The sequence below is a fragment of the Campylobacter sp. LR264d genome (genome assembly GCF_008633895.1).
In the GTDB taxonomy this organism is placed as follows: Bacteria; Campylobacterota; Campylobacteria; order Campylobacterales; family Campylobacteraceae; genus Campylobacter_D.
Map to the genome: position 1 here is coordinate 90,870 of NZ_VJNT01000016.1, position 25,111 is coordinate 115,980.

Below are 25,111 nucleotides of genomic sequence, written 5' to 3' on the forward strand. Positions count from 1 at the left end.
AATTTAGCCCAAAAGGGCTATTTCTGTTGTTTCATCACTGATACCTATTTTTAACAATTTTTCCTTATTTAAACTATCTCTGTGTAAGCGTCTTTCTCTGTTAAAGGATGGAAACACAAAGCCATTATTAATAATGCAAAATTGTGATTGTTCTTTTAAAATTTTTATAGCATAAGTACTTAATGCCATTTGATGAGAATAACCCATTTTCATTTCATTAGCAGATATAGTCCAAGTTTTTTCTGCAAAGTCTATATAATCCCATTTTATACTAGTGGTATTAATAGGGCAATTTACACAAAGAATTTGTAAATAAATAGCCCTTTTAGTTTGTAAGTTTATTTTGTCATCGCTTTTTAGGTAGTGTAAAAATTCTTTTAAAAGCTTGTCATCGGTAATGGATGATAATCTGCTATCTATCCCATTTTTCGTTTAAAATTTTTTGAGATTGGAAATTCTGTGTGTAATTTAGGAATAAAATTTTTATTTATAACTTCATCTATTTTAGCTCTTGTAAAAACTTCGTTCATATTATCAATTAATCGGTGTATAGTTTTTCTAAGCGACTTAATTCAGGGTCGTTTGGGTTAAAAATAGCTTCTAAAATACTTAAAATTTCGCTATATTTAATGCTCTTTATATCGCGATTTGCAAAGCTTGGTAAGATATATTTTTGATGGGACTTGTAACCTTTGATAAATAGCTTTCTTTTTTACCTTCTTTACGCTTTTTAGTTATGATACTATTAAATAAACTACCATACACATATTTATCTTTTTTCGTCCCTTAAAGTGTGTATATCCTTGCCATTATTTATTTCTATTAATATTTGAATAGCCTTTTGTCGTGCTATTTGTGTGGTAAAGATATTTTCACGCCATTGACCGATTTTTATATATTGTTCTTTGTCGTATGTGCTAGGCTTATATTTTAAGCTAAATGTTTTAGTGCCTTTGGGGTTGACAAAAATATATAATTCTTTTGGATTGCCAACAGCTCTTTTATGTTGTCTTTCTTTAGGGATTAATTTTTTTATATCCCTATCTTGCAAAAAAGTTTTTGCGATATTACTCATTTTTCATTCTTTTTTTAAGATTTTGAGCGAGTACTATCTTAATGATTTTTTTACTACCCTAATATGCCCCTTAATTTTTTTTTGTAATCAAAAAAAATTGAAACAAATTAAGACAAATCAAAAATAATCAAATACCGCTTTTTAGGCTTAAAACAAGGGAATTAAAAGTAATTAAAAGGGATTGTTTGAAATTGAAATAAACTTAAAGTTAGCTTAAATGGTGGTTAGAGGCAGAATCGAACTGCCGACACGCAGATTTTCAGTCTGCTGCTCTACCGACTGAGCTATCCAACCACTTTGTTGTAGTATTTTGTGTAAATTGTAATTTTATCTTTTTATCTTTAATCCAAGTTTAAATTTAGCATAAAATTTTATTTTTATTAAAGTTTTAATTGTGTAAAATCTTTGTTTTTACAAAAAAGAGGTTTTATTGAAACAATTTGGACTTGATAGACGCACCTTTAAAATTTTTCTAATTGGTTATATTGTCATAGCACTAGGTGGTGCTTTTTTACTTTCTTTTAAACAAACTCATAACGGGGATTTAGATTTTTTAGATGCTTTTTTTATGAGCACATCAGCTGTTAGCCTCTCAGGACTTTTAGTAAAAAATACAGCTACTGATTTTACGCTTTTAGGACAATTAATAATACTAGCCCTAGTTCAAATAGGAGGGCTAGGCTACATGGGAATAGGGCTTTTTGTATATATTCTCATACGCAAAAAAGTAGGCTTTAGTGGTAAAAATTTATTAAAAGAATCCTTGCTTTATCCTACAATGGATGGCTTATTTAAATTTTTTAAAAAGGTTTTGCTTTTTATAGTTGGGATTGAGATTATCGGTGGAATTTTATTAACACTTCGATTTGCACTTGATATGGACTTTAAACAGGCCCTTTATTTTGGCTTTTTTCATTCAATTAGTGCATTTAATAATTCAGGATTTAGTATATTTGAAACAAGTCTTATGGATTATAAATTTGATTTAGCTATAAATTTAATTATAACAAGCCTTGTTATAATAGGTGGTCTTGGGTATTTTGTATTAATTGAAGTATATTTTTTTCAAAGAAAACGTTTGCAAAATATAAGTTTGCATACTAGGGTGGTATTGTTAGCAACCCTTATTTTAATACTTTTTTCTACCATTGTTACCTTTTGTTTTGAGTATTCAAACGAGACTAGTATAGGTAGTTTTTCTTTAATCGATAAGCTTTTAAATTCTTATTTTATAGCAGTAAATTATAGAACATCTGGTTTCAATATGATTGACATATCCAGTTTAAAGGATGCTAGTTTATTTTTTGGTGCCTTATTTATGGTAATAGGTGGGGCACCAGGTGGTACTGCTGGGGGTATGAAATTAACCACGCTTGTAGTTTTATTATTATATGCTTATTGGTCTATAAGAGAGGGTAGGGTTAGAATTTTTGGTTATGAAATATCTCAAGAAATTATCTCAAAAGCCTTTGTTATAGCGATTGGTTCGGCTGTTTATATAGTAGTTTGTGCGATTTTACTTTCCTTAATGGAAACAGAATACCCATTCATAGCCCTTTTATTTGAAACATCCTCAGCCTTTGCTACAACAGGACTTTCAGTAGGTGATGGAGGAAATTTGTCACTTTGTGCTACTTTTAATGATTTTAGCAAAAGTATTATAATAATTATGATGATAAGTGGTAGAATAGGTGTTTTTGCCTTTTTCCTTTCTGTATTTAGTCAGGACAAAAAGGGCATTCATTTACAATATCCACAAGGTAGGATAAATTTATAAAGGATAGATAATGAAGGGTAAAACTTATGGAGTTATAGGACTTGGAAAATTTGGAGCTGTTGCAGCAGACGAGCTTTTAACCAATGGGCATACGGTTATTGTGGCAGATAAAAAAGAAGATGCCTTAAAAAGTTTGCACAATACGCCAAGCTATGCTTATATTTTAGATTCTACAAGCACTGTAGCACTTAAAGAGGCTGGTTTTCACGACGTTGACATAGTGATTATTAGCATAGGTGATAATATAGAAAAAAGTATTTTAACCTTAATGGCATTAAAAGAAATCGGCGTTACAAATATCATAGCTAAGGCTACTTCAAATATACATGGTCAAATTCTTTCAAGGCTTGGGGCAACTCGAGTTATTTATCCTGAAAGAGAGAGTGCAAAAAGGCTTGTGAAGGAATTTTTAACCCAGGATATTGACTTTGAAATTTTTGAATTATCAGCAAATACCATTCGTGCTATAAGATTAAATATAGATGATAAATTAGCTGGAAATTCCTTAAAACATATTGCACAAAATATGCGTTTGATAGCCTATAAAAAGGCAAATTCAGATTGGGAGCTTTTGCCTGATTTAGAAACTACCTTAGTTTATGCTGGTGATGTTGTAGTATTGCTTGGAACCATTAAAGAATTAAAAGATTTTGAACATTAATCATTTAAAAGTTCATAAATTCCATAATTATCATCATTAAAAGTACTCTTATATAAGGGCTTAAATTTAGCATTTACACAAAGGCTTTTTGAAGTATTAAGAATAGAACTTTGAAAGATTAAAAACATATCCATTTCATCTTTAAAGGTCTTAAAAAAGTTTTCCCCACCCTCATACATTATAAATTTTGTATTTTTTGGTAGTTGTGTATAAATCTTACGCTCTTTTACCTTAAAAAGTGGAATTTCTTTATCAAAGCTATCTAAATTTTGCTTAGAAAAAATACATAAATTTGGAGCTTTGCTAGAGCAAAGCCTAGAATCTAAAATGGGTCTATCCTTTCTTATGGTTTGTCCACCTATGGCTAAAATATCAATTACTGAGCGAATTTTATGAGCGTAAGTTCTGCTTAATTCATTGCTTACTATTTTACCAAGCATTGAACCATTCATACTAAGTGCTAGTTTAAAGAGCTTAAAAGTACCATTTTGCCACTTTAAAAAGGGTTTAATGAGTTCTTTTGCCTTGTTTTCTAAAATACCCATTTGCACCTTCACACCATTTTGCTTTAAAAACAAAGCCCCACCACTTGCTAAATCATTTTCATCCTTTGTGCCTATGAAAACTTTTTTAAATTTTAACTTAGCAAATAATCTAGCACAAGGAGGGGTTTTTCCTTGGTGATTACAAGGTTCAAGCGTTACAAAGGCAAGGGCATCTTTTAATAAATTATTATGATTTTTGCAAATAAACTCATGTGCTAAATTTGGCTCATTTGGTATTATTAATTTTGGATTTAAATTTTGTAAAGCAGTTTTTATAGCGTTTAATTCAGCGTGTTCACAACCTGCCTTTTCATGGGCTTTTATACTTAAAATTTGTTTATTTTTATCTAAGATAACACAACCAACAGCAGGATTAGGATAGGTTAAAAATTGATATTTCCAAGCCTCATCAAGGGCTAATTGCATAAAAAATTCGTTCAAGAGAAAAACCTTAAAGGAGGTGGCCGGGAGAAAGGGATTCGAACCCCTGGAGGTGTTACCCTCAACGGTTTTCAAGACCGCCGCTTTCGACCACTCAGCCATCTCCCGATTAGCCAAATTTGGAGGCGACACCCGGATTTGAACCGGGGATCAGAGCTTTGCAGGCTCGTGCCTTACCACTTGGCTATGTCGCCAAAAACTAAAACAATGGTGCCCGAGACCGGACTTGAACCGGTACGGAAATAATTTCCGAGGGATTTTAAGTCCCTTGTGTCTACCAATTCCACCACCCGGGCGTTAATGGAGCGGGAAACGAGATTCGAACTCGCGACCCCAACCTTGGCAAGGTTGTGCTCTACCCCTGAGCTATTCCCGCAAAAGTATAAAGATGAGATTTTAGCAAAAAAAACTTAAATTGAGTTTATTTGCAAGTAAAGCCTATTAAAGCGTTTAAAACTTGTTCTTGTTCTTTGTTAAAATTCTGGATAGGTTTTCTATCTTTCATAGAATTTGTTCTTATGCTTTTAAGCGTACAAGTCTTATTTAAATCTATAGAATAAACACTTTCAAGCGAGTAGGCCTTGCTAATTAATTCTTTATTAAGTATTTTTTCATTTTCTTCTAGTATTAAAGGTGAAATTTTAGGATGAATTTTAGGATTTGACACGGCTATAAATTCGCTTTTTTCTATTTCTTTAAGTATATCTTTAAATAAATTATCAAAAATTTCCATTTCTTTAAACTCACAATCTAAACTTGCTTCAAGTCGTTGTCCCATAGGCAATTTAAAGCTGTCTTTTTGTGCAAAATGTGGTTTTAAAGTATATTCTTTTTCAACGCAAATTCCATTATTTTTAACGCGTTCAAATATGCTTTTAAAACTACTATCAATGCTTTCTTTATCTTCATTTGTTAAGATAAGCTTTTTACTTAAATTTTCATTTGAATAAAATTCAATACTAGCTGTAAAGCTATCGGCCTTTATTGGCATTTTTACGCTAAGGTCTGTTGAAAAATGAAGTTCATTTGAATTATTTTTTAAAAACTCAACATTAAAAATTACACCAGCTAGAAAAAGAAGTAAGCACAAAAGCCCTACGCCAAGTCCTTTGAAAAAAGCTAACATATGAATCCTTTAAAAATGATATGCTTATTTTATCAAAAAATTATAAATTTAGCTAAAATTAGCAAAGTTATATTTTAAAGATTTATGATGAAATTTAAAAAAATTTATATAGAATTAAGTGATATTTGTGGGCTTAATTGTCCTTTTTGTCCTACAAAAAAAGAAGTTAGAGACAAAATGAGTGTGAGTAATTTTAAGACACTTACTAAGCAAATTAAAAATAAGGCCAAGCTTTTTACCTTTCATGTCCTAGGCGACCCTTTAATATTAGATAATATACAAGCTTATTTAGATATTGCTTTGCAAAATAATATGCTACTTGAACTTACCACTAGTGGCTTTTATATGAGTGAAAAAAATCAAAATTTGCTTTTAAATTATAAAAACATAAGGCAAATAAATATTTCTTTAATGGCATTTTTAACACAAGATAAGATAAGTTGCAATGAGTACTTTGATAAAATTTTTAAACTTTGCATTAAGCATTTACAAGCACAAAATAAAAGCTTTATTAATCTTAGGCTTTGGAATTTAACTTCAAATTTTGAGCATAAAAATGCTTTAATTTATGATTTATTAGAGAATTTTTTTAAAATAAAGATTGATAAAAGTTTAGATAAAAATCGCCTTGCAAGGCATATTATATTGCATCAACAAAGTTTATTTAAGTGGCCAAACTCAAAGCACAAAGCTAAAAATTTAGAATTTTCTTGTCATGCTTTAAATTTTCAAATTGCTATTTTAAGCAATGGTTCTTTGGTGCCTTGTTGTATGGATACAAAGGCAGAAATTTGCTTTGGAAATGTATTTAAACAAGATTTTGACACCTTGCTTAAAAGCCCTAGATTAAAGGCTATGAAAGAAGCTTTTAAAGAAAATAAACGTATAGAAAAGCTTTGTACAACTTGCGAATTTTACAAGGCTAGATAATTTTTAAAAAAAATGATTAATAAATTTATTATAAAATTACAAAAAACAATAAAGGACAAAATATGTTAATGCAAGGCAAAAAAGGCTTAATTGTAGGCGTAGCAAATAATAAATCAATAGCTTATGGCATAGCTAAGGCTTGTTGCGAACAAGGTGCAAAACTAGCCTTTACTTTTTTAAATGATACCTTAAAAAGACGCGTAGAACCAATAGCACAGGAATTTAACTCAAATTTTATTTATGAACTTGATGTAAATAATACTTCACATTTGCAAAATTTAGCCCCTATTTTAAAAAATGATTTTGGTGAAATTGATTTTGTAGTTCACGCAGTAGCCTATGCCCCAAAAGATGCATTAGAAGGAGAATTTATCAACACTAGCAAAGAAGCCTTTGATGTGGCTATGCAAACTTCTGTTTATTCTTTACTTTCACTTACAAGGGCTGTTATGCCTGTTTTAAAAGAAGGTGGGTCTATTTTAACTTTAAGTTATCTAGGTGGAGTAAAATATGTACCTCATTATAATGTTATGGGCGTTGCAAAGGCTGCACTTGAAAGCTGTGTTCGCTACTTAGCAAGGGATTTAGGACAAAAAAACATACGCATTAATGCTATCTCAGCAGGTCCTATTAAAACCCTAGCAGCAAGTGGAATTGGCGATTTTAGAATGATTTTAAAATATAATGAGATAAATTCTCCTCTAAAAAGAAATGTAAATACCCAAGATGTAGGAAATTCTGCTATGTATTTGTTAAGCGATTTAGCAAGTGGGGTAACTGGTGAAATTCATTATGTAGATGGTGGATATAATATCATGGGTATGGGCGATGTTAGCCTTGATGATGATGGAAATACCATACTTGCTTGGGATAAGGCAAAACAATAAATATTTTCATTAGTTTTTAAACTTCTTTTTATTTGCTTTATGTTAAATTGCCATTTATTTTTTAGAGGTGTAAAATGCAAGATTTAAAGCAAATTTTACAAAGCCGTATTAATGAGTTAAACACTTCTTCGCTTAAAGAAAAAAATACCATAAACGAAGAAAGTATTAAAACTTTATTTAAATATCTAAGCTTAAATAATGAACTACTTCCACTAGCACAAGAACTTTTAGAAAATTCCCCAAGAACTAAGATTGTTTGGCTTCACCTTTGTGAGTGCACGGGTTGTTCTGAAAGTGTTTTAAGAAGTGGAATGCCTAGCTATGATGAGCTTATTTTTGATTTTTTTTCCTTAGAATACCACGAAACATTAATGATAGCAAATGGCACAAAGGCTGAGGAGTGTCTTGAAAATGTTTTAAATTCAAACGAAGAATTTATCTTAGCAGTTGAAGGTGGTGTGGCTGATGGCTTTTTTTATACTATAGGTTTACATGGTGAAAGTGGACGCAAAATACTTAATAGATTAGCTAAAAAGGCTAGTATTATCTTTGCTGTTGGAAGTTGTGCAAGTTATGGAGGCATACAAGCTGCAAGACCAAATCCTACTAGAAATTGTGGCATTGATGAAATTTTAACTCAAAATGTGGTTAAAATTCCAGGTTGCCCTCCAAGTGATGTAAATATTATAGCTACCTTTTTTTATTATATTTTATTTAAACAAGCCCCGACCCTTGATTCTCAAAATAGGCCACTTTGGGCTTATGGTAAATGTTTGCATGATATGTGCGAAAGAAAGGCTAAATTTGAAAGTGGAATTTTTGCAAAGGAATTTGGCGATGAGTTTGCAAAGCAAGGGGCTTGTCTTTTTAAGCTAGGTTGCAAGGGGCCTTACACTTATAATAACTGCCCTAAGATTAAATTTAATTCTAAAACTTCGTGGCCAGTGGCTGCTGGTAGGGGTTGTATGGCTTGTAGTCAAAAGGATTTTTGGGATGATTTTGGCTGTTATGAAGCCCCTATGATTAATAAACTTGCTTATAAAAAGATAACACATAGTGAAAAATTGCTTTTTGAAAATAAAAATTCTAATTTAAACGAACTTGATTTAAATAGCGATGAAATAGCACTTTATCTAAAAGAAAAAACACAAATTTTATATAAAGAAAATGGAGAAAATAAAGAATTCTTAGACTTTGAATTTGAAAGCAATTTAAAGCTTGTTTTGCAAAATCTAGCTAAAACTAAATTAGGGGCTTTGCTGGTTGAAAATTATAAAAAAGAATTTAGTAAAAATTATGATTTTATACAAGAAAATTTTGACGAAACGCCGGCTTTAAGTAGTGATATTTGGACATTTTTTGAATCAAATTTTATTTTGGCTAAGGGCGAGTTTTTGTATAGAAAGAGTTTTTTTATTGATTGTGCTAAAAATTATTCTTTTACCCATGCTAGTCCTTATGATTTTAAATTAAATATAAATGAAAAGGCAAAGCTTGATATAAATAAGGCCTTTCGCTGTCCTTTGATTTATCTTTGTGGAGGCTTAGAACTAAGTGGCTTAGCCTTTAGTGCGATTAAGGCCTTTGCAAAAAGCGTTAATGATATTTCTAAGCATTTTAACGATAAAAAATTGGTTTTATGCCTTGATGATGATATAAATTCAAGCTTTTTACATAGCTTATTTAGTCCTTTGAATTTAAGCAAGGATAGTTTTTAACAATAACTGCTTTTGCAGTTATTTTAAATTTATAATCTTTCATAGCTTAATTTTATATCACAAATTTTAGCCCTATACATAGCCGTGCTAACTATGATATCAACACCAGTTCTTGCAAATTCGCTTACATTTTCTAAATTTATATTGCCCGTGGCTGAAAGTAAAATGTTAGGAAATTCTTCATCTCTTATTTTTTTAATAGTCTTTAAATCATTTACGCAAAATCTCTCACATTGCAATATATCAGCTCCCATTTTAGCAAATTTAATACTCTCTTCAATGCTAGAAATTTCTACTATAATTTTGTGTTCTTTAAATTTTGTTTTTAAATTAATAAAATCATTTTGCAAATTTTCGCATAAAAGTTTATGTTCATCAAAGATTAAAATGCTATCACTTAGCCCATATCTATGAGGTAGACCTCCTCCACTTATAAGGGCCTTTAAAAGCAATTTTTTAGCAAAGGGCATAGTTTTTCTAGTACCAAGAAGTGCTATTTTATCATTTTCTTTTCTTGCTAAATTTAGCATTTTATTTGTATAAGTAGCAACGCTTGAGGCGTATTCTAAGATATTTTGAAAGCTTTTGGCTACCTTTAAAACAATTTGTGCCTCACCCTTAATGCTTAAAAATGTCTCTTTTGCCTTTATGAAATTTGCATTTTCTTTACTAAATTCAACTTCTAAGCCTTGAAGTTTGGCTAATTTCACACACTCATCAATGCCACAAAGTATAATATCATCATTTTTTGGAAAAAAACTAAGCCTTGTATCTGTTTTAATATCTAGTCCAAAGCTTGTATTATCCAGGAAAGGTGCGTCTTGTGCAAGTAAATTTTCAAGTTCATATAAACTAAAATCAAACATAATAAACTCCAAAAATTAAAATATTAACCTTTAGAAATTTAAAATGCCTTTAAGAGGGGTTTATCCCTCTTTTTTAGTTTATGGTTCTAATTTTGCTGAATTTTATCCAAGCTATGATTTCTATAATAACTGCGATTAATAAAAAGAAGCTATTTATAAGCCAACCAATTACTGGTACTGGTAGAATAATTATTGATATTGTAAATACTGCTTTTGCAAAGAAAGTATAAAGGAAAAATCTTTCGTTTGTAACCCTTGCCATTGTGTGATAAAATTTGTAGTATAGATACAAACTTCCAAGAACGGCTATAAATCCTAGTATTACAAACCATGTACTTGTTACACCCAAAACTATTAGCAACGCCCCTACAAAGAAAAGTACGCAAGCTAGTACTAGCTTTGATACTAAATGAACTTTAGCCCTTTTTGCTATATGATGCTAATATAAAAAATACCAAGGCTATGGCTAAGAAAAACCAACCAGCAAATGAAATCATGTATAATAAATAGCAAAATAGGTAAATATAACCCATCATTTTAATCGATGATAGATTACCAGAGGAATTTGTAGAATTTAGCACAAAGATATTTTTTGCAATATCACCACTGGCCTCAAAATCCACTTGCGAATTTATCAATGAATTTGCACTTTGACCATTTAAATTTTGCACCTTATCCAAGACAAATGAGTACCTATTACCATCATCGCCACTTATAGTAAGGCTATCTAAGATAATACCACGTATAATGCTCCTTTTAAAGAATTTCAAAAGCAGCATTATATTTTTTTTAATTCTTGCTTTAAAAAACATAAATTTTTTTACGTACTTTAAATAAATTTATTTAAAAAGTTCATTGTGAGAACCTAAGTTAATAGCTTTTAAAATTAAAAGATTTTTATTTTTTTCATATATCAATAATAAATCTGGTTTAATGTGACATTCGCGAAGTTCAATTAAGCTTCCTTTTAACTTATGGTTTTTATATTTTTGTTCTAAAATTTCATCATTTATTAATTTTCAATAACATAATCAACAAGTTCTCTATCTTTATCACTTAGCTTGTCATAGGATTTATCAAATTTTTTTGTTGTAATAAAATCATATTTCATTTGATTTTTCTAAATTCTTTATATTCTTTCATTGATTTAAAGGTTTTTAATTCACCTTTTTTGTATTTTTCATTAAGTTCTTTACTTTCTTTTTCCATTTGTGTAATAATTTCCTGCCTTGTTTTATTTGTTTTTATTTTAGCATATATACTTTTTGCAAGTCCCCTAAAAGCTGGTAAAAATTCTTCTTTAACATTTTCTATAATCAGTGTTATTTTTTCACCTTTATTTATAAATTTATTAATCACACAAGCAAATTTACATTGCTATCATCATTATTTTTTAACAATGCTTCCTGACTTTTTTCTAAATTTTCTCTAAGTTTTTCTTGCATTTTTTTCAATACTTCTTCTAATAAATTCTTACTATCTTCAAGCATTTTTAAATTTGTGCTTGCATTTTCAGTTTTGTTTTTATTTAGTAAATTATCAAGTGTGCTTACAAGCTTATCCATAGCAACATTTTGCGTATTTTCATCGCTTGTACCAGGTAAAATATCAGCTATTTGCATAGCAGAAGTAATCAAGTCCTGTGGGTTAAGCTCACTCACCTTAGAATTATCCAAAAATTCTTGTAAAAGTGGTTCTACATCTTTCATAGCCTCTTTAATCTCATCTAAATCTTCTTGACTTAATTTTGACCCCTCATAAGAAAAGTTAAATCCATATTCTCTTCTTAAACTTAGACTTTGTCCACTTTCATCTTGTAAATAATTTACACTTTGATTATCATACATACTTAAAGAAATGGTATTGCCACTTTTTGTAGTGTATGTAGTGTAAAAATTTTGATTATTGCTTGCATCAACTTGCATTTTGCGCCTTTCAATTATATTTGCTTACAAAATCGCTTTTTTTGCGTTTTATTTTAGTATAATTTTTCTTATGAATGAACAAATTTTTAATTTTATTAAAAAAAATAAGCTTTTAAGCCTTTGCATACGTGATGAAATAGGCGTTTATACAGCAAGTTGTTTTTATGCCTTTGATGAGTTAAATTTAGCCCTAATAATTGCCTCAAATGAAAATTCAAAGCATATTAAACTAGCCTTAAAAGATTCTAACATAGCTATAAATATAGCAAAGCTTAGTAAAATTTCTCTTTTAAAGGGTATCCAGGCAAAGGCTATTTTTAAAATAGCTAATGAAAAACAAGAAAAAATTTATTATAAAAAATTTCCCTTTGCAAAATTTGCTAATGATTTTAAGCTGTATAGCCTTTATTTACAATGGGCAAAGCTAACTGATAATAGCTTAATGCTTACTTCAAAGCTTGAATTTAATCGCTAGTTTTAAATTTAAGATATTTTTAGGCTTTTTTATTTTTACAATTTTTATATAAATTATATTTTTGCGTTTAAAAAAATAAGTTAAAATAAAGTAGATTTATAAATATTTTTGGATAATTTTTATGTTAAATGTAATCTACGCTCTATTTTTTAGAGAGCTAAAAACGCGTTTTGGTCGCAATAGACATCTTGGATATATCTGGGTTGTTGGTGAGCCAATGAGCGTTGTTTTAACTATAACTGCTATTGTTACTATAATTAGACAATATCATGATCAAGTAATGCCTGAGGGAATTTCTATTTTTATGTTTTTAGTTTCTGGCATTGTGCCTTATTTTATGTTTAGAACTATAGTTACTCAGTTAATGGGAGGAATTGCTGGAAATTTGGGGCTTTTTTCTTATAAGCCAGTAAAGCCTATACATGTTTTTATAGCTAGGACCTTGCTTGAATTTTGTATTTATTTTACTATATTTATATCCGTGCTTTTTGTGGTTGGTTGGTTTTTTAGGATAGATGTTATCCCAAGGCATATTTTAGAAGTGCTTTTTTGTATATTTTTATTAATGTGTGCTGGTTTTTGTTTAGGGCTTTGCTTTGCTATAGTATGGCATTTTTTCGAGCCTTTAAGGACCTTGCTCAATTATTTTAGTATCATTTTTTATTGGACTTCTGGGATTATTTTCCCTACTTGGTTAATGCCTCAAAGTTTGCTTGATATTTTTTATTTTAATCCCTTGCTTCATATAATGGAGCTTTTAAGATATAATTTTTTTGATTATTATCCTTTGCAAGATGAATATAGCTTTATTTATCCTATTTGTTGCTTAGCAATTGTATTATTTATAGGACTTTTCTTTTATTATTATAATAGACAGGCCCTAACTGCTGCGAGAAGATTATGATAAAACTAATAAATTTAAGCAAATCATATCCTCTATTTAATGGTTCTAGGCATTATATTTTTAAGGATTTTAGCTTTGAATTTCCTGAAAATTGTTCTATAGGGCTAATGGGTGGTAATGGGGCTGGAAAATCTACATTAATGAAGCTTTTAAGTGGTGCAGAATTGCCTGATAGAGGAAAAATCGTTACAAATAAAAAACTTTCTTGGCCACTTGGCTTAAATGGGGCCTTTCAAGGTTCTTTAACTGCAAGGGATAATGTTAAATTTGTGTCAAGGGTTTATGGCTATCATGGACCGGCTTTAAAAGAAAAGGTTCAATTTGTACAAGACTTTGCTGAAATTGGTAAATTTTTTGATGAGCCTATGAAAAATTTTTCTTCTGGAATGTGTGCAAGGATTGCCTTTGGTTTAAGTATGGCATTTGACTTTGATTATTATCTAATAGACGAGGCAGGGGCTGTTGGGGACCCTAAATTTAGAGAAAAAAGCGTTAAGCTTTATAAGGAAAGATTGAGTAAATCAAAGGTTATTATGGTATCGCACAATGTTTCTGAAATTAAAGAATGGTGTGATAAAATCATATTTATGAAAGACGGGACAATTACTGTATATGATGATATAGAAGAAGGAATTGCCGTTTATCAAGGAAAACAATGAAATATAATTTTAATGATATAAAAAATTTAAATATTTTTGATTCTTTTAAAATAGTTTGGATTTTAATGATTTTTGTTGTTGTTTATTATGTATTAATAGCAGCGAATCGTTATGTAAGTACTATGAGTTTAAGCGTTCGTTCTACTAGTGGAGAAGTAGCACAAAATAGTGGAATTTTATCCTTACTTAGTACAAGCACTAGCACGGGCGAGGATATTAAATTTTTACAAGGATATATACAATCTTTCGATATGCTAAGATTGCTAGAAGAAAAAATAGAACTTAAAAAGCTTTACCAAGAACAATTTATAGACTTACCTTTTAAAATTTGGGATTCTTCTTCTTCTGAAAGTTATTTACAATACTTTCAAAACAGGGTTAAGGTTCATACTGATGATAAAACAGGGCTTTTAGTAGTTGACGTAGAAGGCTTTACTCCTGATTCAGCCTTGCTTATCGCAAGGACCATTATGGAAGAGAGTGAAAAATTTATCAATGAAATTTCTCACAAGGCCGCAAGAGAGCAAATGGCGTTTGCAGAAGAAGAAATTTTTAAATATAAAGAAAGATTTCAAAAGGCACAAGCTGAGTTAATAGCCTTTCAAAACGAACATGGCACCTTTGACCCATTAAAACAAGCCGAGGCCAAGGCTACCTTAATAGCAAAGCTTGAAACGGATATAGCTCAAAAAGAAGCACAATACTCAACCATGCAAAGCTATATGAATGAAACAGCACCAGAAGTAGTTTTAATAAAGGCAGAGTTATCTTCTTTAAAAAAGCAACTTGATAAAGAATATTCAAAAATTTCATCAAATGAAGAAACAAGTAAGCTAAATGAGTTAGGGGCTTTGTATCAAAATTTAATAATAGAGGCAGAATTTGCTCAAAAAGCCTACGAGGCCTCGCTTACTTCTTTTGAAAGTTCGCGTATAGAAGCAGCTAGGAAGATAAAGCAATTAGTAGTAGTTCAAAGCCCAACCCTGCCTGATAGCGCAAAATACCCAGAAAGACTTTATAATATAATAACTGCTTTTATAGTGTTTTCTGTGTGTTTTGGTATCTTTAAATTTATAAAAATCATAATAGAGGAGCATAAGTATTAATGAAAAAATTAGTTATTATTTTAAGCCTTTGTATATTTTGTTTTGGTGCTGTTGATGTAAGTCAGATTGCTGCATCAAGCCAAAGCACAGAACAAAACTTAACAACCCAGCAAACAACAATTCAAACTCAACAAAGCCAAGATTTAAACGCAACTATGCAAAAAGAACAAATTCAAGTATTTGGTGCACATTTATTTAGTGGAAATTTTAGAAATTTTACTCAAAGACTTTATAATCCTGATTATAAAATAGCAGTAGGGGATCAAATTAGCCTTAAAATATGGGGAGCTGTTGAGTATGCCCAAATTTTAGTAGTTGATTCGCAAGGCAATATTTTCATACCAAAGGTGGGGGCTATAAAGGTTTTAGGAGTGAAAAATAGCCAACTTTTAAATGTTATACAATCAAGCGTTAGAAGAGTTTATAAGCAAAATGTCTTTGTTTATGCAGATATGAATGCCTATCAAAATGTAAGCGTTTTTGTAACGGGTAATGTAAATGCTCCTGGACTTTACGAGGGATTAAGTTCAGATTCTATAATCCAGTATATAGATAAAGCGGGAGGCATAAATTTAGAATATGGTAGTTTTAGGGACATTAAAGTTTTGAGAAACAATAAAGTTATTAAAGAAGTTGATTTATATGATTTTTTATTAAATGGGCAAATGGAGTTGTTTCCTTATAGAAGTGGGGATGTGATTTTAGTAGGGGATGTTTTAAATTATGCCTTTGTAAGTGGGGACGTACAAAAGCCTTTTCGTTTTGAGTTAGCAGATGATATTCAAAATTTAATGGACTTAGCAAGGGTAAGTGGAGCTAAGCCTATAGTTACAAATGCCATTGTTAAAACATATGGAGATAATCATAAATTAGATGTTAATGCTTATAATAAGCTAGAATTTGCAAATATAAGATTAAAAACGGGTGATGAGGTATTATTTCGCCCAGAATACATTTCAAAGGATATTAGTATAACTATTCGTGGAGAACACGATGGAATTCAAAGCCTAGTTGTAAAGAAGGGCTCAACCCTCGAAGATATATCTAAAATCATTAAAACAAATGCAATGTCTGATATAACTTCTTTGCAAGTATTTAGAAAAAGCGTTGCAAAAACACAAAAAGAATTAATCGCAGCCCAGCTTAAAGAACTTGAAACAATAGCCCTAACTAGCCCTTCTGTAAATGCCGAACAAGCTGCTATTAGGGCTACTCAAGCAGGGACTATTTTAGAATTTATTGAAAGGGCTAAGCAAGTTGAACCTAAGGGGCAAATTGTTATTGAAAATGTTAAGGCTTATTCTTCTATAGTGCTTGAAGAAGGCGATATTATCAATGTCCCAAGTAAAAATAATCTAGTTATAGTACAAGGCGAAGTATCTGTTCCAGGTGCCTTTGTGTATATAAATAAAGAAAATTTAAAATATTACATAGAATTAGCAGGTGGATATAGTGATAGGGCTGATACTTCAAGGGTTTTAGTAATTAGGGCAAGTGGCAAGGCTGAAAAATATCGTTCAAGTGTAAGTATGAAACCAGGGGATTCTATCTTAGTTTTACCAAAGGTTGATACTCAAAATTTACAAATTTTTGGAATGATTACTCAAATTTTATATCAAATTGCCGTTGCTACAAGCGTTGTGGTAAGTATTTAAGGTGTAAAAATGGATGCGTTAAAGATTGCAAAGGAAGTATTTGAAATAGAGGCTAAGGCCATTTTAGATTTAAGCAATAAGCTAGATGATAATTTTACCAAGGTTGTTGATTTAATCTTAAATACCAAGGGACGTTGTATAATAAGTGGCATGGGAAAGAGTGGGCATATAGCTACTAAAATAGCAGCGACTTTGGCAAGTACAGGAACGCCTAGCTTTTTTTTACACCCAAGCGAGGCATTGCATGGGGACTTAGGAATGCTTACCCCTGCTGATGTTCTTATAAGCATATCAAATTCAGGCGAAACAGAAGAACTTTTAAAAATAATACCTGCTGTAAAAAGGCGTCAAATTAAGCTTATAGTAATGACAGGAAATATTAAATCAACCCTAGCAAAGCAAGGTGATATTATCTTAAATATATCGGTTGAAAAAGAAGCTTGTCCCTTGCAACTTGCCCCTATGAGTTCAACCACTGCTACTTTAGCAATGGGTGATGCCCTAGCGGCAGCTTTAATGAAGGCTAAGAAATTTAAGCCTGATGATTTTGCACTTTTTCACCCAGGAGGAAGTTTAGGACGTAAGCTTTTAACTAAGGTTAAGGATGTAATGGTAAGTAAAAATTTACCTATAGTTAATCCAAATACCGAATTTAACGACCTAGTAGATGTTATGACTAGTGGCAAACTTGGGCTTTGTATAGTTGTAGAAAATGAAAAATTAGTAGGCATTATAACAGATGGGGATTTGCGTAGGGCCTTAAAAGGCAATAACAGACCTCGTTTTGATTTTAAGGCACAAGAAATTATGAGTAAAAATCCTAAATTAATTGATGCTGAGGCTATGGCTACTGAGGCAGAAGAATTAATGATAAAAAATAAGATTAAAGAAATAGTAGTCTCTCATAATGAAAAAATAGTAGGTATTATACAACTTTATGCTATAGGAAGTTTGTAGGTGAAGTATTCTGTCGCTATTCCTGTGGATTTAAATTTAAGACCTTTGGATATTATTAAAAAAACAAAGGATATTTTAAAAAGGGCTAGTAATGAAGTAGAACTTGTCTTTGGGCACAATGATAGGGGCAGTATTTTTGATAAATACTTTAAAAAAATCACAAAAAAAGACAATGTCAAGTTAGCCTCTGGTAAATTTTACACTCACTTAGTTTGTCAAAGTTTATTAAGAAACGAGGCCTTAAAGCTTTGTAGTAGTGATTTTGTTTATATAATGGACGTGGATTATATCTTTGATGAAGAGATTGCTGATTCTTGTATAAATGAGCTTAAAAATGGAGAAAAGCCTTTTGTTTATTTGCCTTGTTTATACCTTACAAGAAAGGGGTCAAGGTGCTTTTTTAAAAGCAATAGATTAGAAATGTTTGAAAAATTTATCAATTTTAGAAAGGACCTATTTTCAGGCATAGCCTCTCCTAGCGGTGGTAGTATTTTTTTAAAAAAGGATGATTATTTTAAAATAGGTGGCTTTGATGAGAGTTTTGTCGGACGTGGAGGAGAAGACTTTGAATTTATGATAAGGCTTGGTTTATATCATAAGCTTTTAACGCCAAGCAAGGATTTTAAGATAAATAAATTTTATAAATCCCCTATTTTAAGTGAGGGTTTTAGAAAGTATTTAAATTTCTTATCCTTGCCTTATTTTTTTGAAAAAAAGGTATCCTTTCATATTTATCACGGACGAAACCGCCTTAGGTCTTATTTTAGACAATATAAAAAAAATGCTGATATACTCGATGAAAAGATTAAATTTGACAACGAAAATTTAAGTACAAACGAGACTTCTTTGTTAAAGCTTTATGAAGAACTTTGTAAAAAATACGAACTTTCACTTGATAAATATATTATTTTATTTGATAGTTATCGCCCAAAATTATTTAGTATAGAACGTTTTATTTTATTTTTAAGAGGGCTTTAATGGTAGGCGTAATCGTGCCTATTTATAATGTGGCCCCTTATTTAAAAGAATGCCTTGAAAGCATTATTAATCAAAGTTATAAAAAATTAAGCATATTGTTAATAAACGATGGAAGTAGCGATGAAAGCTTAGAATTTGCTAAATTTTATGCCTTAAAAGATGAAAGAATAATACTTATAGATAAGCTTAATGGTGGCCAAGCACATACTAGAAACATAGGCATTGATTTTTTTAGTGGGGTTTTTGAATTTAAAGAATTTGAAAAGATAGAAAATTTATATACTTTTAAGGCTATAAATTCAAATACAATAAAACAAATTTATACAAAAAAACAAAAGTTTAATATCTTAGACCTTAATTATTTAATCTTTGTGGATAGTGACGATTTTTTAAACCTAACTTGCATTGAAGAATGCGTTGAAAGAATGAAAAATGTCGACGTGCTTTGGTTTGATTATAAAATGATAATGCATATTAAAAAAAGCACCTTTAATACCCTTATGCAAGATTATGGTTATAAAAATGAATGTGTGATTAGTTCAAAAGAATGGCTTTTAAATATTGATAAGCACGAAAAACCCTTGCCCTTATTTTGGTTTACTTGGCAAGGAATGATAAATTTTAATTTTTTAAAAAATTTAAAACTACACTTTGTAAATGGGGTAATCTTTGAAGATACACTTTTTGGAATTATTCTTTTCACAAAGGCTAAAAATATTTATATTTATCCAAAACAAGTTTATAATTATATACTAAGGGCTGGTAGTACTATGAATTATAAAAAAAATAGTATAGAAAAAAGTTCTTATTTGTATGATTTATATAAGCATTTTAATGATGATTTTTCAAGCTTTAAACGTTATCAACAAGCTTATAGTTGGCTTTTGCTTTGTATTTCAATGGCTGAGTTTTTTGAAAAAAATAGCGATGAAAGTTCTATTTTATCAAAGCAAATTTTTATGCCTTATTTTTTAGAATATGCCCTTAATATCTTATATATACAAAAAGACCCCTTAAATTTAAAAGCTAGATTAAAAGAATTAAAACCCCTTTTTGAAAGAACGTCTCTTTTTGGGGTAGCATCTTTACTAAATGATTATGAGTTTAGACTAGGTTATGTTTTTTTAATGAATTATAAAAGCTTAAAGGGCTTATTTTTGTTGCCAAGCTTATTAAAAAAAGAATTTTATCAATGCAAAAAAGATAATATCACCTTTAAAGAAAATCTCAAAAATTACCCCTATATACACTTTGATGAAAACAAAGAAAAAGACAATAAATATATAAAAAAGGTAAAAAATTTTTACTCGTATAAAACGGGTAAGATTATAGTAAAAATACTTAAAATATTAAGAATTTTTTAAGGGGCTTTGCTGATTAATTTATCGCCTTTAAAATACCCATATAAGCGATTTGTTCCATCTTTTAAAAGTAAAATTACAGGATATTCTTCTTCTATGCCTTGTTGCATTCCAGGACTTCCTTGTGGCATACCGTGTACTGAAAGCCCTATGATATCAGGCTTGTTTTCAAGTAGCCATTCTATAGCAGATACAGGTACATGCCCTTCTATAGCATATCCTTCAATTATTCCTGTATGACAGCTTTGATATTCAGGTTTAATTTTCATTTGTTCTTTAATCTTATAAAATTCATTACTCTCATGCAAATTTTACTTTATAGCCATTATTTTTAATATGCTTAACCCATTTCTTACAACAACCACAATAAGCACTTCCATAAACTTCTATATTTTTACTAAATAAACAAAGTGGCAAAGCAAGATATATAAGCCATTTTTTCATTTTGTAGCCTTTATGAGATTTTTAAAAAATGATAGCTTAAAAAATTGAATTTGTTATTAAATTTTGCCCTAAAGGGACAAAATTTAGAAAGGTTAAGTAAAGAAGTTTTTAATCAAATTTTTGACCTAAAATATTACCATTTGCATCGGTATATACTTTCATGCCATTGTTAAATTTAAATTTGTAGCCGTGTACTTCTTTTTCTACTTGAATGATTTGAGCACCTGCTTGAGTAGATGATGCTTTTTGAACTACATTTGCAGGTAAAAAGCCTGTAGGTATTGCCTTATATTTGCCATCCACATCTTTCCACTCGCCTGTTATGATAAAATCAATCTCAGTACCATCAGCTAAGGTAACATCATAAGAATCTAAATCCTTTTTAACAAGTCCTATAGTAACACCCTTAAAATAAGTGTTAATAAAGCTTTGGGCATTAGCTGGAAGTTGATTTGCAGGAATCACCACATCATAAGCATAAGCTAAACCACTAAGTAACATAGCACAAAGTCCTAATTTCAATTTCATTTTTTCTCCTTTTAAAAAATTGATTTATGAAAGTGTAACTTATTTTTGTGAATTTAAAGTGAACTAAAAATTTATTCTCAAAAAGCTTTACATTTTGATTAGTATTATTATGTAAGATAGGATAAATTTGGGTGATTTTTTTACAAATATAGCTATTTTAAGTTTTTATTTTAAAGAAAAATGATAATATATATTAAAGTAAAATTTATTTTTATGATATATAATATCAAAAATTTTTGGAGCTTTGATATGGAATTTTTAAAAGAATACATAGATATAATTATCTTTGCTATACTTGGTTTAATGGCCTTTATCGCATTTTGGTGCGTTATTGAAAGAATTTTATTTTTTAGAAAGCTTAATTTTTCAGATTTTGCTAATCAAGAAAACTTTGATGATGCAATAAGTGAGAATTTAACGACTATTTATATAATATACTCAAATGCCCCTTATATAGGGCTTTTAGGCACGGTTATAGGCATTATGGTTACCTTTTATGAAATGGGTTTGGCTGGAAACATAGATGTTAAGGCCATTGTTATAGGACTTTCCTTGGCCTTAAAGGCTACTGCTCTTGGGCTTTTAGTAGCAATACCAGCTCTTATGGCGTACAACGCATTGCTTAGAAAAACTGCACTTTTAAGCAATGCTTATAGGCAAAAAAATGCTTAAATTACCACATAATGAGGGCTTAAATATCGTCCCTTTTATAGATATTATGCTAGTTTTATTAGCCATTGTGCTAAGTATTTCAACCTTTATAGCCCATGGAAAGATTAAGGTAAATTTACCACCTAGTGAAAATAGCGTTAGTATAGATGATGATAAACAAAAATTAATTATTGCCATTGATAAGGACAATATTTTTTATGTAGATGATAAAGAAGTTCAGCTTGAAACGCTTAAAACGCATATAGATTTATTAGAAAAGGCTACTATCGTAGAATTAAAAAGCGATAAGGATGCTAAATTTGAAAGCTTTGTACAAGTAATTGACATGCTTAAAGCAAAAGAACATGAAAATTTCCAAATTTTAACGGAGAAAAACAGATGAATGCCTTAATTACACACCATAAATTTCACGCCCTTTATATAACCTTTGTATTTTTTTCTCCTTTAATGTTTTTACTATTTTCTTCTGTGGTATTTTTTAAACTAGATTTTCAGCCAAGAGAGGAAAGTTTTTCTCTAGCAATGAAACAATTTGTTAGCACTCCAGCTTCTCAAGTTATGCCAACTACTCAGCCACCCACACCGGTAGTAAGCAAACCTGAACCTATAATTAAGCCCATTAAAAAGCATCACCATAAAAAAAAGCATATTAGAAAAGAAGTAATAGCTCAGCCTGTACCAAGTGTAGTTAATACAAATGAAAATGTAGCAAGTGTTGCAAATGAAGTCTCAAGTCAAGGTCCAAGCCTTGAAAGCTTTAGCCAAAGTGATGATAATGCCTTTTTAAGAAAAATGAGAAAGGCTATTGAATCAGTAAGAGAATACCCAAGACAAGCAAGAAAAATGCACCTAGAAGGCGTAGTAACAATAGAATTTTTATGGAAAGAAAATAAAAGTCTAGGTTATGTCAAAATACTTAAAAGCTCAGGTCATAAAGTCCTAGATGAAAACGCCATAGCAAGCATAAAAAAGGCAGCAAATTTTTTCCCATATTATAAAAATGACGCACGCATTACAATGCCTATTGCATATTCTTTAATAAAGTAGAAAATTTTAAAGACTTTTATGCTAAAATCAAGCCTTAAATTTAATTAAGGATAAATTATGCTTAATAATAGTCGTTTGCGTATAGCTATTCAAAAATCGGGTAGATTATCAAAAGAATCAATAGAACTTTTAAGGGCGTGTGGCGTTAAAATGCATATACACGAACAAAGCTTGATTGCAGTAAGTACAAATTTAGCCATAGATATATTTAGAGTAAGGGATGATGATATACCAGGGCTTATCTTTGATGGGGTTGTAGACCTTGGCATTATAGGCGAAAATGTCTTAGAAGAAAACGAACTTGAAAGAAAGTCCTTAGGAGAAAATATACAATATAAAAATCTTAAAAAGCTTGATTTTGGATATTGCAGACTCTCACTTGCCTTGCCCGTAAATGCTAAATTTGAAAGCATAAAGGATTTTGAAGGACTAAGAATAGCTACTTCTTATCCTCAGCTTTTAAAAAGATTTATGAAAAAACATAATATAAATTATAAAAATTGTCTTTTAACAGGTTCAGTAGAAGTAGCCCCAAGGGCAAATTTAGCTGATGGAATTTGTGATTTAGTTTCAAGTGGGGCTACCTTACAAGCAAATGGCTTAAAAGAGGTAGAAACGATTTATGAATCAAGGGCTTGTTTGATACAAAGGCAAAGCGAGTTAGACTCACAAAAACAAGAATTAGTAGATAAAATTTTACTTCGCGTTAGTGGGGTTATGCAAGCAAGAGAAAGTAAATATATCATGCTTCACATTAAAAAAGATAAGCTTGATGATATTATTTCTTTATTGCCAGGGCTTGAACACCCTACTATTTTACCACTTGCACACGATGAAACAAGCGTTGCTTTACATATGGTAAGTAAGGAAAATTTATTTTGGGAAACTATGGAGGCCTTAAAATTAAAAGGGGCTAGTTCTATTTTAGTTTTACCTATTGAAAAAATGCTTAAATAAGGAGAAAAAATGCAAATTGTTTCTTATAATGATTTAAATGAAAATGAAAAAAAAGAAGTTTTAAAAAGACCTGCAATTAGTGCTAAGGATGAACTTAGCAAGATAGTTAAAAATATTATTAGTGATGTTAGAAAAAGAGGCGATGTTGCCTTAATCGAACAAGCCCTTAATTTTGATAAGGTTGAAATTTCTAGCATAAAAGTTAGTAAAGATGAGATTGAAGAGGCAAGTAAAAGGGTTAATACAGAGTTAAAAGAGGCTATAAATTTTGTTTATAAAAATATCAAAAAATTTCACGAGGCCCAAATTTTTGAATCTATAAGGGTTGAAACCATAAAGGGCGTAGTGTGTGAGTTAGTTAGCAGACCTATTGATAAGGTAGGACTTTATATACCAGGTGGACTTGCCCCCTTACTTTCAACTACCCTAATGTTAGCCATTCCTGCAAAGATAGCAAAATGTGAAAAAATCGTCCTTGCAAGTCCTGCAAAGATAAATGATGCTATTTTGTATTGTGCGAATTTATGTGGAGTAGATGAGATTTATCAAATGGGTGGGGCAGGGGCGATTGCAGCCCTAGCTTATGGTACAAATTCAGTTTGCAAGGTGGATAAAATTTTTGGTCCCGGAAATTCCTTTGTTACAGAGGCCAAGGCACAAGTAAGTGCTGATATTAATGGAGCTGACATTGATATGCAAGCTGGACCTAGCGAGGTCTTAGTTATCGCTGATGAGAGGGCAAATGTTAAATTTGTAGCTTCTGATTTACTTTCTCAGGCCGAGCATGGGGCTGACTCGCAAGTTATTTTAGTATGTTTAAGCAAGGAATTTGCAAAAAAAGCAGATGAAGAAGTAAAATTTCAACTTGAAAAATTATCAAGAAAAGAACTAGCCACTAAAAGCATAGCAAATTCAAGGATTATCATAGCTAGTAATTTAAATCAAGCTGTAGAAATTTCAAATTTTTACGCCCCAGAACATTTAATAATACAAACTGAAAATCCAAGGGCTTTAGTTAGTGATATAAAACACGCAGGGTCGGTTTTTCTAGGTGCATATTCTCCCGAGTCAGTTGGGGATTATGGAAGTGGGACAAATCATGTTTTACCAACTTATGGGTTAACTAAAACGCATTCAAGCCTAAATTTAGCTGATTTTACTAAAAAAATGACCTTGCAAGAATTAAGTCGTGATGGCTTTAAAGCCCTTGGAAAAAGCATTGAACTTTTAGCAGCAGCAGAATCACTAGATGCTCATAAAAATGCTGTAAGCTTTAGGTTACAAGCCTTAACATAATCTTTTTTAAAGCAAGAATTAAAAAAAATATAATGCTACTTTTGAAATTCTTTAAAAGGAGCATTATACGTGGTATTATCTTAGATACGTTACTATAAGTGGCGATGATGGTAATAGATAC

General features: G+C 30.5%; 27 protein-coding genes, 5 tRNA genes and 2 pseudogenes. 18 read left to right on the plus strand and 16 right to left on the minus strand.

Annotated features, from left to right (window positions below; all coding sequences use genetic code 11):
• Positions 1 to 3 precede the first annotated feature (3 nt).
• From FMM56_RS04120 to FMM56_RS04130, 3 genes are all read right to left on the minus strand, one after another.
• Positions 4 to 420 carry a tyrosine-type recombinase/integrase gene (locus FMM56_RS04120; protein ID WP_150140225.1) on the minus strand — a complete coding sequence of 139 codons (417 nt, stop codon included), beginning with the start codon at positions 418 to 420 and terminating at the stop codon, positions 4 to 6.
• A gap of 349 nt (positions 421 to 769) precedes the next feature.
• Complete coding sequence (locus tag FMM56_RS04125) at positions 770 to 1,075, minus strand: Arm DNA-binding domain-containing protein (RefSeq protein WP_150140227.1); 306 nt, start codon at positions 1,073 to 1,075, stop codon at positions 770 to 772.
• 218 nt (positions 1,076 to 1,293) lie between these two features.
• Positions 1,294 to 1,369 (minus strand) — tRNA-Phe (locus FMM56_RS04130).
• Between the two features lie 136 nt (positions 1,370 to 1,505).
• On the opposite strand from FMM56_RS04130, the gene FMM56_RS04135 reads away from it, so the two are divergent.
• Both FMM56_RS04135 and FMM56_RS04140 read left to right on the plus strand, forming a co-directional pair.
• The gene (locus FMM56_RS04135; RefSeq protein WP_150140229.1) at positions 1,506 to 2,852 is read left to right on the plus strand and encodes a TrkH family potassium uptake protein; all 1,347 of its coding nucleotides are present in this window, start codon (positions 1,506 to 1,508) and stop codon (positions 2,850 to 2,852) included.
• Between the two features lie 10 nt (positions 2,853 to 2,862).
• Complete coding sequence (locus FMM56_RS04140; RefSeq protein WP_150140231.1) at positions 2,863 to 3,513, plus strand: potassium channel family protein; 651 nt, start codon at positions 2,863 to 2,865, stop codon at positions 3,511 to 3,513.
• Here FMM56_RS04140 and ribD read toward each other — a convergent pair.
• The 6 genes from ribD to FMM56_RS04170 all read right to left on the minus strand — a co-directional run bounded on the left by ribD (position 3,510) and on the right by FMM56_RS04170 (position 5,625).
• The gene (gene ribD / locus FMM56_RS04145) at positions 3,510 to 4,484 is read right to left on the minus strand and encodes a bifunctional diaminohydroxyphosphoribosylaminopyrimidine deaminase/5-amino-6-(5-phosphoribosylamino)uracil reductase RibD (RefSeq protein ID WP_411675349.1); all 975 of its coding nucleotides are present in this window, start codon (positions 4,482 to 4,484) and stop codon (positions 3,510 to 3,512) included. The genes FMM56_RS04140 and ribD overlap by 4 nt on opposite strands.
• 35 nt (positions 4,485 to 4,519) lie before the next feature.
• Positions 4,520 to 4,607: transfer RNA gene (locus FMM56_RS04150), tRNA-Ser, on the minus strand.
• 12 nt (positions 4,608 to 4,619) lie between these two features.
• Positions 4,620 to 4,693: transfer RNA gene (locus FMM56_RS04155), tRNA-Cys, on the minus strand.
• A gap of 14 nt (positions 4,694 to 4,707) precedes the next feature.
• Positions 4,708 to 4,795: transfer RNA gene (locus tag FMM56_RS04160), tRNA-Leu, on the minus strand.
• A 5-nt stretch (positions 4,796 to 4,800) separates the two neighbouring features.
• A tRNA-Gly gene (locus FMM56_RS04165) sits at positions 4,801 to 4,875 on the minus strand.
• 45 nt (positions 4,876 to 4,920) lie between these two features.
• On the minus strand, positions 4,921 to 5,625 hold the full coding sequence (locus FMM56_RS04170; RefSeq protein ID WP_150207848.1) for a hypothetical protein: 705 nt from the start codon (positions 5,623 to 5,625) through the stop codon (positions 4,921 to 4,923).
• A gap of 87 nt (positions 5,626 to 5,712) precedes the next feature.
• Here FMM56_RS04170 and FMM56_RS04175 point away from each other — a divergent pair, with 87 nt between their 5' ends.
• The 3 genes from FMM56_RS04175 (at position 5,713) to FMM56_RS04185 (ending at position 9,160) form a co-directional block, all read left to right on the plus strand.
• Complete coding sequence (locus tag FMM56_RS04175) at positions 5,713 to 6,555, plus strand: radical SAM/SPASM domain-containing protein (RefSeq protein ID WP_150140236.1); 843 nt, start codon at positions 5,713 to 5,715, stop codon at positions 6,553 to 6,555.
• Positions 6,556 to 6,617: 62 nt separating this feature from the next.
• On the plus strand, positions 6,618 to 7,442 hold the full coding sequence (gene fabI / locus FMM56_RS04180) for an enoyl-ACP reductase FabI (protein WP_150140237.1): 825 nt from the start codon (positions 6,618 to 6,620) through the stop codon (positions 7,440 to 7,442).
• Positions 7,443 to 7,516: 74 nt separating this feature from the next.
• Positions 7,517 to 9,160 (plus strand): hydrogenase small subunit, encoded by a 1,644-nt coding sequence (locus tag FMM56_RS04185; protein ID WP_150140239.1) that lies wholly within the window; start codon positions 7,517 to 7,519, stop codon positions 9,158 to 9,160.
• Positions 9,161 to 9,189: 29 nt separating this feature from the next.
• Here FMM56_RS04185 and FMM56_RS04190 read toward each other — a convergent pair whose 3' ends face one another.
• The 5 genes and pseudogenes from FMM56_RS04190 to FMM56_RS04210 form a co-directional block, all read right to left on the minus strand.
• Entirely contained in the window at positions 9,190 to 10,026 is an 837-nt protein-coding gene (locus FMM56_RS04190) for a ModD protein (RefSeq protein WP_150140241.1), read from the minus strand.
• Between the two features lie 416 nt (positions 10,027 to 10,442).
• On the minus strand, positions 10,443 to 10,796 hold the full coding sequence (locus tag FMM56_RS04195) for a hypothetical protein (protein ID WP_150140243.1): 354 nt from the start codon (positions 10,794 to 10,796) through the stop codon (positions 10,443 to 10,445).
• A gap of 69 nt (positions 10,797 to 10,865) precedes the next feature.
• Positions 10,866 to 11,137, minus strand: a pseudogene (locus FMM56_RS04200) (type II toxin-antitoxin system YafQ family toxin).
• Positions 11,134 to 11,385, minus strand: a complete 252-nt coding sequence (locus FMM56_RS04205; RefSeq protein WP_150207850.1) for a hypothetical protein — start codon at positions 11,383 to 11,385, stop codon at positions 11,134 to 11,136. Before FMM56_RS04205 ends, FMM56_RS04200 begins: the two are co-directional and overlap by 4 nt.
• Positions 11,382 to 11,951, minus strand: a complete 570-nt coding sequence (locus tag FMM56_RS04210) for an ATP-binding protein (RefSeq protein WP_150140245.1) — start codon at positions 11,949 to 11,951, stop codon at positions 11,382 to 11,384. Before FMM56_RS04210 ends, FMM56_RS04205 begins: the two co-directional genes overlap by 4 nt.
• Positions 11,952 to 12,021: 70 nt before the next feature.
• On the opposite strand from FMM56_RS04210, the gene FMM56_RS04215 reads away from it, so the two are divergent.
• From FMM56_RS04215 to FMM56_RS04250, 8 genes are all read left to right on the plus strand, one after another.
• A complete protein-coding gene (locus tag FMM56_RS04215) occupies positions 12,022 to 12,426 on the plus strand; it encodes a hypothetical protein (RefSeq protein ID WP_150140247.1) in 405 nt (134 codons plus the stop codon).
• A 121-nt stretch (positions 12,427 to 12,547) separates the two neighbouring features.
• On the plus strand, positions 12,548 to 13,330 hold the full coding sequence (locus FMM56_RS04220) for an ABC transporter permease (RefSeq protein ID WP_150151566.1): 783 nt from the start codon (positions 12,548 to 12,550) through the stop codon (positions 13,328 to 13,330).
• Positions 13,327 to 13,989, plus strand: a complete 663-nt coding sequence (locus FMM56_RS04225) for an ABC transporter ATP-binding protein (protein WP_150140250.1) — start codon at positions 13,327 to 13,329, stop codon at positions 13,987 to 13,989. The genes FMM56_RS04220 and FMM56_RS04225 overlap by 4 nt, the downstream gene beginning before the upstream one ends.
• A complete protein-coding gene (locus FMM56_RS04230) occupies positions 13,986 to 15,095 on the plus strand; it encodes a capsule biosynthesis protein (RefSeq protein ID WP_150140252.1) in 1,110 nt (369 codons plus the stop codon). Before FMM56_RS04225 ends, FMM56_RS04230 begins: the two co-directional genes overlap by 4 nt.
• Positions 15,095 to 16,750 carry a polysaccharide biosynthesis/export family protein gene (locus FMM56_RS04235; protein ID WP_150140254.1) on the plus strand — a complete coding sequence of 552 codons (1,656 nt, stop codon included), beginning with the start codon at positions 15,095 to 15,097 and terminating at the stop codon, positions 16,748 to 16,750. Before FMM56_RS04230 ends, FMM56_RS04235 begins: the two co-directional genes overlap by 1 nt.
• Positions 16,751 to 16,759: 9 nt before the next feature.
• Positions 16,760 to 17,707, plus strand: coding sequence for an SIS domain-containing protein (locus tag FMM56_RS04240; protein ID WP_150140256.1), 948 nt, complete (start codon positions 16,760 to 16,762; stop codon positions 17,705 to 17,707).
• Positions 17,708 to 18,685 (plus strand): galactosyltransferase-related protein, encoded by a 978-nt coding sequence (locus FMM56_RS04245; RefSeq protein WP_150207852.1) that lies wholly within the window; start codon positions 17,708 to 17,710, stop codon positions 18,683 to 18,685.
• Positions 18,685 to 20,049, plus strand: a complete 1,365-nt coding sequence (locus FMM56_RS04250; RefSeq protein ID WP_150140259.1) for a glycosyltransferase family 2 protein — start codon at positions 18,685 to 18,687, stop codon at positions 20,047 to 20,049. The genes FMM56_RS04245 and FMM56_RS04250 overlap by 1 nt, the downstream gene beginning before the upstream one ends.
• Here the strand turns inward: FMM56_RS04250 and FMM56_RS04255 are convergent.
• Positions 20,046 to 20,490 (minus strand): annotated as a pseudogene (locus tag FMM56_RS04255) (DUF411 domain-containing protein). The gene FMM56_RS04250 and the pseudogene FMM56_RS04255 overlap by 4 nt on opposite strands.
• A gap of 108 nt (positions 20,491 to 20,598) precedes the next feature.
• Positions 20,599 to 21,018 carry a PepSY-like domain-containing protein gene (locus tag FMM56_RS04260; protein ID WP_150207854.1) on the minus strand — a complete coding sequence of 140 codons (420 nt, stop codon included), beginning with the start codon at positions 21,016 to 21,018 and terminating at the stop codon, positions 20,599 to 20,601.
• Between the two features lie 249 nt (positions 21,019 to 21,267).
• Between FMM56_RS04260 and exbB the strand changes: the two genes are divergently transcribed.
• From exbB to hisD, 5 genes are read left to right on the plus strand one after another with little or no spacing between them, the layout of a single operon-like run.
• Positions 21,268 to 21,690, plus strand: a complete 423-nt coding sequence (gene exbB, locus FMM56_RS04265; protein ID WP_150140264.1) for a TonB-system energizer ExbB — start codon at positions 21,268 to 21,270, stop codon at positions 21,688 to 21,690.
• Complete coding sequence (exbD, locus tag FMM56_RS04270; protein WP_150140266.1) at positions 21,683 to 22,072, plus strand: TonB system transport protein ExbD; 390 nt, start codon at positions 21,683 to 21,685, stop codon at positions 22,070 to 22,072. Before exbB ends, exbD begins: the two co-directional genes overlap by 8 nt.
• On the plus strand, positions 22,069 to 22,737 hold the full coding sequence (locus tag FMM56_RS04275) for an energy transducer TonB (protein ID WP_150140268.1): 669 nt from the start codon (positions 22,069 to 22,071) through the stop codon (positions 22,735 to 22,737). The genes exbD and FMM56_RS04275 overlap by 4 nt, the downstream gene beginning before the upstream one ends.
• Before the next feature lie 57 nt (positions 22,738 to 22,794).
• Positions 22,795 to 23,694, plus strand: coding sequence for an ATP phosphoribosyltransferase (gene hisG / locus FMM56_RS04280; RefSeq protein ID WP_150140270.1), 900 nt, complete (start codon positions 22,795 to 22,797; stop codon positions 23,692 to 23,694).
• A 9-nt stretch (positions 23,695 to 23,703) separates the two neighbouring features.
• Complete coding sequence (gene hisD, locus FMM56_RS04285; RefSeq protein WP_150140272.1) at positions 23,704 to 24,990, plus strand: histidinol dehydrogenase; 1,287 nt, start codon at positions 23,704 to 23,706, stop codon at positions 24,988 to 24,990.
• The last annotated feature ends 121 nt before the right edge of the window (positions 24,991 to 25,111 follow it).